Genomic DNA, 14,522 nt, shown 5'->3' with positions numbered 1-14,522 from the left:
GGGCAGCAGGCCCGGGCTACCTTTACTACCCTATCGCTTACTGAGCGCGAGCGATGGACAGGGTATTGCTTTGCATATTGCCATTGCCAGAAGCAATGCTAACGCCGACGTTACCAGCAGCACCGGTCAACGCATTGTTTAGCTTGGCATCGTTGGTGTTGTTCTGAACATAGACCGACCAGCCAGCGTGAGTGACGCCTAAATCACCGTCAGACACATTGTTATACGACACCTGCACACCACCGGTAGTGGCCTCGGCAGAGCTATCCTGTCCTACCGCCAGCGTCATGGCATTGTTCTGAACATTACCTGCTCCAGAAGCCATGTTGACGCCGATATTACCGGACACATAGTTCAAGGAGTTGTCGATAACAGCGCTGTTCGTAGTGCCATCATTGTCGTAGCTATTGTTGGAAGTTGACTGAATCGAGAAGGTAGCCGCTTTGGCAAACACCATCGCCGCATCATCGTTGCTATTACCACCATTGCCACCACCGCCATGACCACCACCCCACATCATGCTGGTAAGCTGCTCACCGCCCTCACCCCCCTGATCACCACTAGCAATGGCGGTATCATTGGCCTGCTTGTTAAGGTCGCCTGAGGCAACGTTGATACCAATATTACCAGTCGCACCATTTCCAGAATTGATCATTTCGGAACTGTTATCGGTAAAATCTGTTTTGACGGCGTTATCGTCGGTAAATTGCTTCCGGTCAATGGTAGCCGCAGAAAAATGATCGGCGGGATCCGCTTCCATTTCGTAGGTGATCCCCACTTCGATTGAGTTCGCCACGTCATGCTCAAGCGATACCGAGATATCGTTTTCAACATCGACGTCCAGATAGGCGTCTGTGTCGAAGTTATTATTACCGTTAGACTGAGCCAGTGCATAAGGAGCCGCCAGAAGTGCGGCGATAGCTAATGCGAGAGGTGCTTTTGCAAACGTTTTCATGATGTTTCTCCTGAATGAAACTGCGATTTTTACGTTTGTTTTACAAAGGCGTCACTACCGATAAGCCTGAGGTGTCATGCGAATACCCACATGGTTCCCGGTAGCATTGCCCACTCCAGCCGACTGATTCACTTGGATAACGCCACGTGACCCAGCAAAGGCCGACTCCTCGATCTCGACCCGCCGCGACGATGTAGTGCCTTCCGACTCGATCATCGGCTCCTGCGTACGGACCAGTACCTGACCTAGTGATTCATTGGTCAGAGAACTGCCCCTGATGCCCAGAGCGACACTCAGCGTATTGCTCTGTACATTCGATTGCCCCGCCGCCTGGTTGACTGTTATCCAGCCGACCGCATGGCTAAGTGCCTGATCCTTGATCACGGCACTGGCCTGTTCAGGCGAGAGGCGGTTATTTAACGTGGCTATCTGCACCACGATGTTAGTGGCCAAGGCATCGTCGCCGATGGCAATAACGCCAGCATTGCTTTGTAGATTGCCGTGACCGGACGCCATATTGACGTTAATGGCGCCGTGAACATGGCTAAGAGAGTGCCCCTCGATAAGTGAGGCGGCATGGTAGGTAGTGGTAAAAAGTCGATGGACATCGTCACTTGGCAAACTTTCCTGCCCCCAGGCGCAGGCAATAGAAACGCTCAATATCAGAGCAGACACACAGTTGGCTAGCTTAGGCGCTGAGGGGCGTATTGCTTCGCGATGGAAAGACTTTTTAATAGCTGCTTTATTATTAGCATTATAACTATCGTTAATCACTTGAAGACGCCGTGGCTCAGTTATCTTTTGTTTTTTTATCATTATTGCATCCCTGAGATAGCGTCAACAAATTGCCAAATCAATACGGAAAAACACAAATAGAAAAGAGAATAAACTTTCTTTAACAATACTAAGAAAAGACCAAAAGAATAGACACCTTATATTCGCCAATACAGCAGGTGATTTTATTCATTCAGAAAAGATGGCAAAAAAAGCAGGGATGGCTAACTAAGCTGTATTATTCACTTAATTTAGAATCTACAAAATATTTAATTAAATTTAAACTAAAACTGTCAGACTCTCCTGTTTATAGTCGAGTTAAATGACTAACTCACTGAGTGGGATATTTTAATCATTGTTAACCCAAGATATTTACTTTCATACATTCATTGGGCCTAGCCAACACCTAGCATTTCTTACTAGAACGTAGTGTTTTGAATAAACCGGAACGAGCATCCTTGTAGCTGCATCATGTTAACAGGTTGTATTGAATGGAATATTTAGCCGCCTTAGGGGCAGCTGAGTCTGATTTTCTAATCGCTACTGCGCCTCAAATAAGTATCCCTGGCGCTCCAGAATGATGGTTTACTATCGCTAGCATACTAATTATTATCGGCTATAAAGAAAGGGAATAGAAACGGTATAGGAAGGAATCGAGAAGCGAATATTCGTACTCGCTTATAGTTTCAAGCTAACTTAAAAACGCATGACCGTAAACCTGATAACAGGCTAACGGTAGCCAGCATCAGATTAACCACACGGTCGTTAATTAATTTAAAAAAGCGGATCAAAAAACTCATCATTATTTCAAATCATCACACTAATAATAATTAAAACAATGCATTAAGCGCTCACCAAGAAAAATTGTCTTGAAGCACCAGAACGTAAAAGACAGTTAAAAGACGCTTAAAAGGCAGCTTGATGAATAAATAGTGGTAAAAACATGACCGTTACATGTATCGCATGGGGGGAACAACACAACTTACCTGATCTAATACTAGGCTCTGTCTGAAAACTGGCTGTGCTCGATCATACGGCGTTAAAAATCGGCTCAAAGTACTCATTTACAACCTGTAAACTCCGTCTTTTCGTCAATTTTTGCCTTGTCTGATCTTTGCTCTCCGACTTTTCAGACAAAACCTAATTTATATTAATAGCTATAAGCATCTACTAAGGTAAATTTCTTATCGAAAGAATATAGACAAAAGGCAGGTAACGCTAAGCAACCCTGACAAACAAAAATCACAGGGTGCTAAACGGACAAGTACTAGATAACGTTGAAAAATAGAACCGAATTGGAAAACTGCAAAGGTTTGAAGTTAATACAAGAGGACGTGAGGTAGGAAATTATGTAGAAGTGTATGTAACGCTGGCATACCGATGTCAGGCCAACCTACATTATGATTCGCTAGCCTAAAATGGAGGCGGCCCCAAAAGCCACATCCCGGCACACGCAGCCACCACTACCGTTGCTCCCTTCCGGGCCTGGCGGGGTTCGCAGTTTAGCGTTGCGGGAGGACCTAAGGGGCCACCATAACGGCACACTCTTTAATTCAAATGCGAGTGTGCTAGTGCTGATGTGGTGGCTACGCCCTGATTTGAACAGGGGACCCCATCATTATGAGTGATGTGCTCTAACCAGCTGAGCTACGTAGCCTTTCCCTCATCAACGGGTGCAGATTATGCCTATCTTGATAACGAAAGGCAAGCCGGAATCCGGCTTGCCTTTCTCGCGTAAACAGCCTTATTGAATAGCGGCACGTACAGCAGGCGCACCTGGCTCGCCATCGCGAGTGGTAACACCCTCTAGCCACTCGCCCAGCAGCTCGTCATTGGCTTTCAGGTATTCACGCGCTGCCTCACGTGGGTCTTCGCCCTCATCCATGATCGCACTCATCAGCTGGTTTTCCATTTCCAGGGTAAATGTCATGTTACGCAACAGCGCGCCTACATTCGGGCACTCTTCGACGAATCCAGCGCGCGTGTTGGTATGTACGGTCGCGCCTCCTAAATCCGGACCAAAATAGTCATCCGCATCGGATAAGTAGGCCATCTCAAAGTTGGAGTTCATCGGATGCGGTTCCCAGCCTAAAAATACCATCCATTGCTCATTAGGTACCCGTGCACTCAGCTCAGCCAACATGCCTGCTTCACTCGAGTCAATGACCTGCCAATCACCTAACCCATAGGCATCGTCATCAATCATCTGCTCTATCAGTTCGTTGCCATCGTTACCGGCTTCAATACCATGTACGCTGCGATCAAACTGGTCCGCATGGTCAGCCAAATCGTTAACCGATGTTACTCCCGCGTCGTAAACGTATTGCGGCACAGCCAGTGTGTATTTGGCGCCTTCCAGGTTAGCGACTAAACGCTCGACCTCACCGCGCTCGATATAGGGATCACTGATAGACGCCATGGACGGCATCCAGTTACCTAAAAAGACATCGAAATCATTATTACGCATACCCGCGTAGGCAATTGGCACGGAAACAGTGTCGACGCTCGGGGTATAGCCCAGTCCTTCAAGCACTTCACTAGCCAGTGCAGTGGTCGCGGTAATATCGGTCCAACCTACTTCGGCAAAACGGACAGTACTGCATTCATCGGCATAAACGGCGGTTGGTAAACCAACGGCCAGTAATAAAGCGCCTACGTAACGTGAAGAGTGGTTGCTCATGATTATTGTCCCCTTATCAATCAGCGGTGGCTGCTTCCCATACGGTGGTCACAGAAGAAGAAATAGCGGCGTCTTTTTATTGATTGAACGTTCAATAAAAAAATGCCATCATTATTAGGTAATCATGTCTACGCCTGGGTTTCAAGCAGCGGCCCAGCATGACATTCAACGAATTAGGAGAATCCCGGTGCCAAAGGTGGGAATGGAGCCTATACGTCGTCATCAATTAATCCATGCAACGATGACCGCGATTGATGAAGTTGGCCTGGCCGAAACGACGGTGATGCGTATCGCCCGTCACGCGGGCGTTTCAGCAGGCATTATCAGCCATTACTTTGGCGGTAAGGATGGCTTGCTGGAAGCCACCATGCGCCAGATTTTGACCGACCTAAGCGAGGCTGTGGCGGTTCGTCGGCATGGGCTGGAAGACGACTCTCCACGCGCCCATATCGGTGCCATTATTGAAGGTAACTTTGACCGCACGCAGGTTACCGGTCCTGCCGCCAAGACCTGGTTAGCTTTCTGGGCCAGCAGCATGCATAAACCCATGCTACAGCGGCTGCAAAACGTCAATGACCGCCGCCTTTACAGTAACTTGTGTCACCAGTTCCGTCGGGTAATGTCCAGCGCGGAGGCCCGCAATGCAGCTCGAGGCCTGGCCGCCATGATCGATGGGCTATGGCTGCGTGGCGCACTGACGCCTGAAGGCCTCAATGTCGATGAAGCGCGCTTTCTTGCCCTCACCTATCTCGACCAGCTTCTTGCTCATAATGGATGCCCACAGCCTACATCCAACACTGTCAGTTAATTTCACCTTATTGGAGGAGACTACATGGCCGCTCAAGACGTACAGCCACTCTATATTGATGGTCGCCAGGTAGACGCCACCTCAGGCGATACATTTACCGTTACCAACCCGTTTGATGGCAGCTTGCTTGCCACTATCGGCCAGGCTAGCCAAGCTGATGTCGACAAAGCCGTTAGTGCGGCTCAGCGTGGTCAGCGTGATTGGGCAGCCATGACGGGCATGGAGCGGTCTCGCATCCTGCTTCGCGCGGTGGCGCTATTACGCGAGCGTAACGACGAACTGGCCGAACTTGAAACCCGCAATACGGGTAAACCTATTAGCGAAACTGCCAGTGTCGACATCGTTACCGGGGCAGACGCACTTGAGTACTACGCCGGTTTAGCGCCAGCGATTGAAGGCAGCCAGATTCCCCTGCGCGACAGCTCGTTTGTTTATACTCGCCGCGAGCCGTTGGGTGTGATTGGCGCAATCGGTGCCTGGAACTACCCAATTCAGATTGCCTGCTGGAAAGCGGCACCGGCACTCGCCGCAGGCAACGCAGTGGTGTTTAAGCCCAGCGAAGTCACCCCACTGACCGTCATGAAACTGGCAGAAATCTTCACCGAAGCCGGCCTACCCAAAGGCGTGTTTAACGTGGTGCAGGGTGACGGCCGCGTAGGCGCCATGCTCACCGAACATCCTGGCATTGCCAAGGTGTCGTTTACTGGCGAAGCGGGCACCGGCAAGAAAGTCATGGCCGCCGCCGCTAGCTCGACACTTAAAGACGTCACTATGGAGTTGGGCGGTAAATCGCCACTGCTTGTATTCGCCGATGCCGACCTTGACCGCGCCGCCGATGCCGCCATGATGGCCAACTTCTACTCCAGCGGCCAAATCTGCACCAACGGCACACGGGTCTTCGTTGAGCGCAGCGTTAAAGACGCTTTTGAGGCCAAATTGGTAGAGCGCGTTAAGCGTATCAAAGCAGGCGACCCAATGGATCCCAGCGTCAATTTTGGCCCGCTGGTCAGCTTTGAACATCAGCAAAAAGTACTCACCTACATTGCGCTGGGTAAAGAACAGGGCGCTCGGTTGCTGGTGGGTGGCGACCTTTGGGACAGCGGCCACTGGTCAAAAGGCGCATGGGCGGCCCCCACAGTGTTCACCGACTGCACTGATGATATGCGCATTGTGCGAGAAGAAATTTTCGGCCCGATGATGTCATTACTCGCCTTTGATGATGAAGACGAGGTTATTCGCCGCGCCAATGATACCCATTATGGCTTGGCCGCCGGTGTCTTCAGTGAAAGCCTGAACCGCGCCCATCGGGTGATTCACCAGTTGGAAGCCGGTATTTGCTGGATCAACACCTGGGGTGAGTCACCTTCCGAGATGCCGGTAGGCGGCTACAAAGAGTCGGGCATTGGTCGTGAAAACGGTGTCGAGACACTTAATCACTATACCCAAACGAAGTCCGTACAGATTGAAATGGGACCCTTTGAGTCGGTGTTTTAAGGAGTTTTTATGTCTCAACTGTCTCAACCAGGTAAATTTGATTACATCATTATCGGCGCGGGCTCGGCGGGCAATGTGCTCGCCACCCGCCTCACCGAAGACAGCACTATCAGCGTACTGCTGTTAGAAGCGGGCGGGCCCGACTACCGGTTCGATTTTCGCACCCAAATGCCCGCTGCCCTGGCGTATCCGCTCCAGGGCAAGCGCTACAACTGGGCGTTCGAAACCGACCCTGAGCCGCATATGGATGGCCGGCGTATGGAGTGTGGTCGTGGCAAAGGGTTAGGCGGCTCCTCACTGATTAACGGCATGTGCTATATACGCGGAAATGCACTGGATTACGATAACTGGGCCAAGCAGCCCGGGCTTAAAGAGTGGGATTACCTTAGCTGCCTGCCCTACTTCAAAAAGTGTGAAGCCCGTGACATTGGTGCCAACAGCTACCACGGTGAAGATGGCCCGGTTAGCGTGGCAACACCAAAAGCGGACAACAATCCGCTTTACCGGACATTTATCGATGCCGGTAAACAGGCGGGGTATCCAGAAACCGACGATGTAAACGGCTACCAACAGGAAGGCTTTGGCCCCATGGACCGTTTTGTCACGCCCAAGGGGCGTCGCTCCTCTACGGCACGTGGCTATCTGGATACTGCCAAGCAGCGTGCCAACCTCACCATTGAAACTCATGCCATTACCGATATCATTGAATTTGAAGGTAAGCGTGCGGTGGGCGTTCGTTACGAGCAAAAGGGTGAAAAGCAGCACGCGTATGCGAACCGCGAAGTGCTACTGTGCGGCGGTGCTATCGCCTCCCCGCAGATTCTTCAGCGCTCGGGCATTGGCAACCCAGAGCTGCTGAACGAGCTAGGCATCAATCTGATTCATGCCCTACCCGGGGTGGGTGAAAACCTTCAGGATCATCTGGAGATGTACATTCAATATGAATGTAAAGAGCCCATCTCGCTCTATCCCGCGCTGAAATGGTACAACCAGCCGAAGATTGGCGCAGAATGGCTGTTTAATGGCACCGGCGTGGGGGCCAGCAACCAGTTTGAATCATGCGGTTTTATTCGCAGCAACGACGATGAGAAGTGGCCTAATCTTCAATACCATTTTCTGCCCATCGCGATTAGCTATAACGGTAAAAGCGCGGTGCAGGCCCACGGTTTTCAGGCCCACGTTGGCTCCATGCGTTCAGAAAGCCGTGGGCGGATTCGGCTAACCTCGAAAGACCCTCACGCACCACCGAGCATCTTGTTCAACTACATGTCCAAAGATAAAGACTGGCAAGAGTTCCGTGACGCTATTCGCCTCACTCGGGATATTATCGCCCAGCCAGCATTTGATCAGTATCGCGGACGTGAAGTAGCCCCAGGCCCAGCGGTGCAGTCTGATGCAGAGCTCGACGCCTTCGTCAAAGCCCACGCCGAAACCGCCTATCACCCCTGCGGAAGCTGTCGAATGGGGAGTGACGAGATGGCCGTTACGGATAGCGAGGGCCGCGTCCACGGTATTGAAGGGTTGCGAGTGGTTGACGCCTCTCTTTTCCCGGTCATACCGACCGGCAACCTAAACGCGCCTACGATAATGCTGGCAGAGAAGATTGCTGACCGCATCAAGGGCCATGAGCCGCTACCGCGCTCCAGCGTTGATTATTACGTTGCCAACGGAGCACCCGCCAAACGCGCCTGAACAAATAGCCGTTTTGTTGTCCAAAAGTCATGGTTCGTCACCATGGCTTTTTTATTGGCTATTTGAAAAGCTTTAACGGACTAAACATGCCTTAATACTTGCGTGGAGCGGCCCCCATCTGCCAATATTCAAACAAGTGTTCGATTAACGGACTTACAGCCGTTTTAGAAACATTTTTACTAACAACAGCAGGCTGAATCAAAAAGCCTGAAACAGAGAGAGAGTCTATGCTCACCCTACTCCTTATCGTGCTCGCCATTGCTGGCTTGCTCGTGGTAATGCGTCGCGAAGCAGGCGCCCCTGCTGCGCTGGCGGTGCTTGGCGTTCTGGGCCTGGTAGGCCTGCTGTTTGACGCTGAAGTCATCGGCGTACTACTACTGATTGCCGCCGCCGCGGTTGCCGTGGCTGGTTTGCCTGCGTTACGCCGCCAATGGTTAACGCCGCGTATCTTTGCCACCTTTAAAAAAGTGGCGCCTAAAGTATCTGCCACCGAACGCACCGCGCTGGAAGCAGGCAGCGTGGCGTGGGATGGCGAGCTATTTTCCGGCAAACCCCAGTGGGAAAAACTGCTCGCCTTTAAAGACGAAGGCCTGCGTGACGATGAAAAAGCCTTTTTGGCTAATCAATGCGCCAAAGCCGCAGGCATGTGTAACGCTTGGGATATCGCCCAGGAGCGAGCTGATTTACCGCAGCAGCTGTGGGACTATCTGAAAAAAGAAGGCTTCTTCGGCATGATTATTCCGAAGGAGTACGGCGGTTTGGGCTTCTCTGCCAAAGCCCAGTCGATGGCGCTACAAAAACTCTCAGCCAATGAAACCTTGATGGTGACCGTTGGCGTACCTAACTCACTCGGCCCTGGCGAACTACTGTTAAAATACGGTACTCAAGAGCAGAAAGATCATTACCTGCCCCGCTTGGCTGATGGACGTGAGATTCCTTGTTTCGGCTTGACCGGCCCCCGTGCTGGGTCGGACGCCACCTCACTGCCAGACACTGGCGTTGTGTGTAAACAGACCATTAACGGCGAAGAAGTATTGGGTTTACGCCTGAACTTTGAAAAACGCTGGATCACACTGGCGCCTATCGCCACCGTAGTCGGCTTGGCCTTCCGCCTATTCGACCCCGAAAAACTGCTAGGTGATGAAGAAGATCGCGGCATTACGCTCGCGCTTATTCCCCGTGACACCGCGGGTATGGACATTGGCCGTCGCCACCACCCTATTGGTAGTCCGTTCATGAACGGCCCGATTGTCGGTAAAGACGTCTTTATTCCGCTGGATACGATTATTGGCGGCCCCGACATGATTGGCCAAGGCTGGCGGATGCTGGTTGAGTGCCTATCCATTGGCCGGTGTATCACCCTGCCTTCAGGCGCGACAGGCACCTCGCGCTATGCGTTGGGATGGAGCGGTGGTTTCACTCGCGTTCGTCGTCAGTTCAACGTACCGGTTGCCGAAATGGAAGGGGTTCAAGAACCTCTCGCCCGCATGGCGGCGCTTTCGTATATTTCGCAGGCGACCGTGTATCAAACCGCCAACATGATCGATCATGGCGAAAAACCTGCCGTACCGTCGGCCATTCTGAAAAGCCAGTTGACCGAGTTCCAGCGCGTATTACTGAGCGATGCGATGGATGTTCATGGCGGTAAGGCGGTTACCCTCGGTCCGCGTAACTACCTGGGTATCGGCTATAGCGCCAACCCGGTAGCGATCACCGTGGAAGGCGCCAATATCATGACCCGCAACCTGATGATCTTTGGTCAGGGTGCTATACGCTGCCATCCCTACGTGCTTGACGAGCTAGCCGCTAAAGACGCCAACGATATGAAAGCGTTTGATAAAGCGTTCTTTGGTCACGCCGGCCTGATTTTCGGTAACGCCGCACGTGCCTTTACGCTTGGCTTCGGGCTCGGTAAAGCCAGCGTGCCTTTCGACGGCCCTGCTGCCGCCTACGCTCAAGACATCGCTCGTCTCTCGGCTGGCTTTGGGCTATGCGCTGACGCCGCGATGGCAAGCCTGGGCTCAGCACTCAAAAAGCGGGAAATGATTTCTGCACGGCTAGGCGATGTGCTGTCGAATCTTTACCTCACCTCCATGGTGCTTAAACAGTGGCAGGCAGGTGACAAAGTCGAAGGCGAAGAGGCACTACTGAACTACAGCTGCCGTTTCTTGCTCCAGCGCGCCGAGCAGGCGTTTGTAGAAATCTTCGACAATCTTCCTAACCGCGCGTTGGGTAAAACGCTTAATGCCATCGTGATGCCCACCGGCCGTCGTTGGAATAAACCCCACGATGACCTGGCACGCGACATCGCCAAGCGTGTTTCTACGCATAGCGCCCTGCGCACCAAACTGCTGGAAAACACCTGGGATCAGGATGACGGTGAACAGCGTAATCCGCTGGCTCGTTACAATGCGCTACTGGTCGATTATGATCGTGCCGAAGCCATCTATCGCACGCTCAATAAAGCCTATGCCAAAGGCGAGCTACCGCAAACGGCACTGCATCCGGAAGCACGCGTGGAAGTGGGCTTTGAAAAAGGCCTTATCAGTGAAGAAGATGCAGAATTCATGCGTGTCTTTGAAACCGACGTTCTTGAAATGCTCACCGTAGACGACTTTGCCTACGAGGACTTTGCCAAGAACAAATCAACACTGATCAATCACAACGGCAATCCAGCACCCAAGGCTGAGCAGGAAGAAACCAGTATCAAGTAACCACTTGCTGCTCTGCTAGCCTACCGTCGGCCCCTGTCATGCAGGGGCCGTTTTTTTTGTTGCTAGCTAACCTCTGACCTTCACTTTCTACGCCTAAAAGCGAATACCGTTACTCAGAAAACGCGTTGCAAGTTCGCAAGTGATCAACTAGCCTTTCGTAAACGAAAGCGATCGGTGCTATAAAGTCTCTTTCTACAGCAATCTCTAATAATATTTGCTCATAGCATTTTCAAAAACTATGTTTGCAAAAACAGTGTTTCTAAGAACAGTGCTTTTAAGAACAGTGCTTTTAAGAACAATGTTTCCAATAACAATGACGCTAGCGAGATTGGCATGTCCTTACATTTGCAAAATATCGATCACATCGTTAACGGTGTGCCTTACATCAGTGGGATAGACCTAGCCCTTGAGCCAGGTTCATTCAATGTATTGCTCGGTCGAACACTCGCCGGTAAAACAACCTTAATGAGGTTGATGGCGGGGCTTGAGCCCCCTACCCGCGGCAAGATCATCATGGATGGGAATGACGTTACTAACGTTTCGGTACGCAAACGTAACGTTTCGATGGTCTATCAGCAATTTATCAACTACCCCAGCCTCACTGTTTACGACAATATCGCCTCGCCGCTTAAACTAGCCAACCATGCCAAGCGCGACATTGATAAGCGCGTGGGTGAAATAGCGGAAATGCTGCATATTGAGCATTTATTAAACCGCTATCCACAGGAGCTGTCAGGCGGTCAGCAGCAACGCACCGCGATGGGACGAGCGCTGATTAAAGATGCCGACCTGATTCTCTTTGATGAGCCGCTGGTCAACCTTGATTACAAATTGCGCGAAGAGCTGCGTGACGAGCTTCGCGAACTCTTCAAAGCGCGCAACTGTATCGCAGTCTACGCCACTACTGAGCCTAACGAAGCGCTGGCGCTGGGCGGCAATACGGCAGTACTTCATGAAGGACAACTGCTTCAGTATGGCCCCACCGAGCAGGTGTATCGCGAACCTAACGGCCGGTTCAGTGCCGAGATGTTTTCCGAGCCGCCGATTAATATTGTTCCCGGTCAGTTGACCGAAAGTGACATCACCTTCGATCAAACACTGCACTTTCCCTGCGATGCTCAGCTTAAGCGTCTGCCGCCTGGCGATTACGACTTCGGCGTCCGCGCGTCGCACTTAACCTTACAGCCGCAAAAGGCTGATGATTTAGCGCTGGAAGTACATGTAGACGTAGCGGAAATTAGCGGTTCTGAAACCTTCCTGCATGTGCACCACGAACGCTTCCCCCTGGTCCTGCATTTATCAGGCATTCATCAGTTTAGTGTTAACCAGCCGCTCAAGGTTTACTTTCCCTCCGAGCAGCTTTACGCCTTCGACAAACAGGGCCACACGGTCCATATACCCGTGCGTCAGGGAGGCGCTGCCCATGGCTGAGATTACCTTGAAAGGCTTGGCGCACTCTTATGTGAAAACGCCAGCGGGCGCATCGGATTATGCCATCCGCCAAATGGATCACGTGTGGCACCAGGGCGGTGCCTATGCACTGCTGGGTCCATCGGGGTGTGGTAAATCCACCTTGTTGAATATCATTTCAGGCCTTCTTGAGCCCTCGGAAGGTGAGGTGCTTTTTGACGGCCACCGGGTTAATGAACTGGCACCCGAAGAGCGCAATATTGCCCAGGTGTTTCAGTTCCCGGTGATCTACGACACCATGACCGTGTTTGATAACCTCGCCTTTCCGCTGCGCAACATGAACACTCCTGAGTATCGGGTTAAACCCAAGGTGCTCGAAGTCGCCGATATTCTGGATCTCACCCCGCTATTGAAGCGCAAAGCCAAAAACCTCACGGCCGACGAGAAGCAAAAAGTCTCTATGGGGCGGGGGCTGGTTCGCGACGATGTCACCGCCATCCTGTTTGACGAACCGCTCACCGTGATCGACCCGCAGCTTAAGTGGAAACTGCGCCGCAAGCTCAAAGAGATTCACGAGCGCTTCAATATCACCATGATCTACGTAACTCACGACCAGCTGGAAGCCTCAACGTTTGCCGATAAGATTGCCGTCATGTATGACGGCCAGGTGGTTCAATTTGGCACCCCGCGCGAACTGTTTGAGCGTCCTGCGCATACCTTTGTGGGATATTTTATTGGCAGCCCCGGCATGAACTTCATGGCGGTCGAGTACCGGAATGATCAGGTCATGTTCGGCACGCAGCCACTGCCAGCCAGTGAGGCGTTGAAACAGGCGGTTGCCGCTGCCAACTCCGCCAATATCAAGCTGGGTATCCGCCCTGAATTCATTAGCATCAGCACCGCCGCCACCACCGATAGCGTGCCGGTCCAGGTGATTAGCGTGCAGGATCTGGGCACCTATTCCCTTCTGACCTTCAAGCTCAATGAACATGTCTTCAAAGCCCGTCTTCCTGAAGGCCATCCGCCGCTCAGTGAGGCGGCGTTTGCGAACTTCGACGACAGCAAGGTGGCGCTGTATATCGATGAATACCTAGTGGAGGCAGGCCATGAATAACAAGGTGCCCAACAATAAAGCCTGGTTACTGGTGCTACCCATGCTGGTGCTGGTGGCGTTCTCAGCCATCATTCCCTTGATGACGGTGGTCAATTACTCGGTTCAGGATGTGCTTGGCCCCAACGCGAGCTTTTTTACCGGTACCGAGTGGTTTAAGAGCACGCTGAACGATGAGGCCTTACAAGCAGCGTTTCTACGCCAAATTTCGTTCTCGCTGATCATTCTGGCTATTCAGATTCCGCTGGGCATTGGCATCGCACTGATCATGCCTAAACGCGGCTGGCAGGCGTCAGCCGTGCTGATCTTGATTACCCTGCCGCTACTGATCCCCTGGAACGTCGTTGGCAGTATCTGGCAAATCTTTACCCGTGGTGATATCGGTCTGATGGGCTGGGGGCTACGCGAGTTAGGCGTCAACTACAACATTACCGGCAACGCGACTGACGCTTGGGTCACCATTGTATTGATGGATGTGTGGCACTGGACGCCGTTGGTGGCCATGCTTTGCTACAGCGGCTTGCGCTCTATTCCCGAAGCCTATTACCAGGCGGCGCGTATCGACCGTGCCTCTAAATGGGCGGTGTTCCGCTACATACAACTGCCTAAGCTGACCAACGTCCTGGTTATCGCCGTACTGTTGCGCTTTATGCACTCGTTCATGATTTACGCCGAGCCTTTCGTACTCACCGGGGGCGGTCCTGGCAGCTCGACCACCTTCCTTAGCCAGTCGTTAGCCACCATGGCGATTGGTCAGCAGGACTTAGGACCTTCCGCGGCATTCTCGCTAATCTATTTTCTCGTCATTCTGCTGGTGAGCTGGATGTTCTATACCACCATCATGAACATGCAGAAAGACAAGCCCCCGCACGGAGGTGTCTAAC

Annotated in this window: 10 protein-coding genes, 1 tRNA gene and 1 other RNA gene; 7 read left to right on the top strand and 5 right to left on the bottom strand. The window is 52.0% G+C overall.

Annotated features, from left to right (window positions below):
- Positions 1-37: 37 nt before the first annotated feature.
- The 5 genes from ACFFLD_RS11375 to ACFFLD_RS11355 all read right to left on the bottom strand — a co-directional run bounded on the left by ACFFLD_RS11375 (position 38) and on the right by ACFFLD_RS11355 (position 4,409).
- Positions 38-955, bottom strand: coding sequence for a hypothetical protein (locus tag ACFFLD_RS11375; RefSeq protein WP_386040220.1), 918 nt, complete (start codon positions 953-955; stop codon positions 38-40).
- Between the two features lie 54 nt (positions 956-1,009).
- Positions 1,010-1,771, bottom strand: a complete 762-nt coding sequence (locus ACFFLD_RS11370; protein WP_386040218.1) for a hypothetical protein — start codon at positions 1,769-1,771, stop codon at positions 1,010-1,012.
- A 1,386-nt stretch (positions 1,772-3,157) separates the two neighbouring features.
- Positions 3,158-3,254: signal recognition particle sRNA small type (gene ffs, locus ACFFLD_RS11365), an RNA gene on the bottom strand.
- A gap of 55 nt (positions 3,255-3,309) precedes the next feature.
- A tRNA-Met gene (locus ACFFLD_RS11360) sits at positions 3,310-3,386 on the bottom strand.
- A gap of 87 nt (positions 3,387-3,473) precedes the next feature.
- Positions 3,474-4,409, bottom strand: coding sequence for a choline ABC transporter substrate-binding protein (locus tag ACFFLD_RS11355; RefSeq protein ID WP_386040216.1), 936 nt, complete (start codon positions 4,407-4,409; stop codon positions 3,474-3,476).
- Between the two features lie 187 nt (positions 4,410-4,596).
- Here ACFFLD_RS11355 and betI point away from each other — a divergent pair, with 187 nt between their 5' ends.
- The 7 genes from betI to ACFFLD_RS11320 all read left to right on the top strand — a co-directional run bounded on the left by betI (position 4,597) and on the right by ACFFLD_RS11320 (position 14,521).
- Positions 4,597-5,217, top strand: coding sequence for a transcriptional regulator BetI (gene betI, locus ACFFLD_RS11350; RefSeq protein WP_386040214.1), 621 nt, complete (start codon positions 4,597-4,599; stop codon positions 5,215-5,217).
- A gap of 24 nt (positions 5,218-5,241) precedes the next feature.
- Positions 5,242-6,711: a betaine-aldehyde dehydrogenase gene (betB, locus tag ACFFLD_RS11345; protein WP_386040212.1), complete on the top strand. Its 1,470-nt coding sequence runs from the start codon at positions 5,242-5,244 to the stop codon at positions 6,709-6,711.
- An 18-nt stretch (positions 6,712-6,729) separates the two neighbouring features.
- Positions 6,730-8,403, top strand: coding sequence for a choline dehydrogenase (betA, locus tag ACFFLD_RS11340; protein ID WP_386040451.1), 1,674 nt, complete (start codon positions 6,730-6,732; stop codon positions 8,401-8,403).
- 227 nt (positions 8,404-8,630) lie between these two features.
- Positions 8,631-11,117, top strand: a complete 2,487-nt coding sequence (locus ACFFLD_RS11335; RefSeq protein ID WP_386040210.1) for an acyl-CoA dehydrogenase — start codon at positions 8,631-8,633, stop codon at positions 11,115-11,117.
- Between the two features lie 333 nt (positions 11,118-11,450).
- Positions 11,451-12,548, top strand: coding sequence for an ABC transporter ATP-binding protein (locus ACFFLD_RS11330; protein ID WP_386040208.1), 1,098 nt, complete (start codon positions 11,451-11,453; stop codon positions 12,546-12,548).
- The gene (locus tag ACFFLD_RS11325) at positions 12,541-13,641 is read left to right on the top strand and encodes an ABC transporter ATP-binding protein (protein ID WP_386040206.1); all 1,101 of its coding nucleotides are present in this window, start codon (positions 12,541-12,543) and stop codon (positions 13,639-13,641) included. Before ACFFLD_RS11330 ends, ACFFLD_RS11325 begins: the two co-directional genes overlap by 8 nt.
- Positions 13,634-14,521, top strand: a complete 888-nt coding sequence (locus ACFFLD_RS11320) for a carbohydrate ABC transporter permease (RefSeq protein WP_386040204.1) — start codon at positions 13,634-13,636, stop codon at positions 14,519-14,521. Before ACFFLD_RS11325 ends, ACFFLD_RS11320 begins: the two co-directional genes overlap by 8 nt.
- Position 14,522: the final 1 nt, after the last annotated feature.

The sequence above is a fragment of the Vreelandella sulfidaeris genome (assembly GCF_042429665.1).
Taxonomy (GTDB): domain Bacteria; phylum Pseudomonadota; class Gammaproteobacteria; order Pseudomonadales; family Halomonadaceae; genus Vreelandella.
This window is presented reverse-complemented; position numbering and strand designations above follow the sequence as displayed.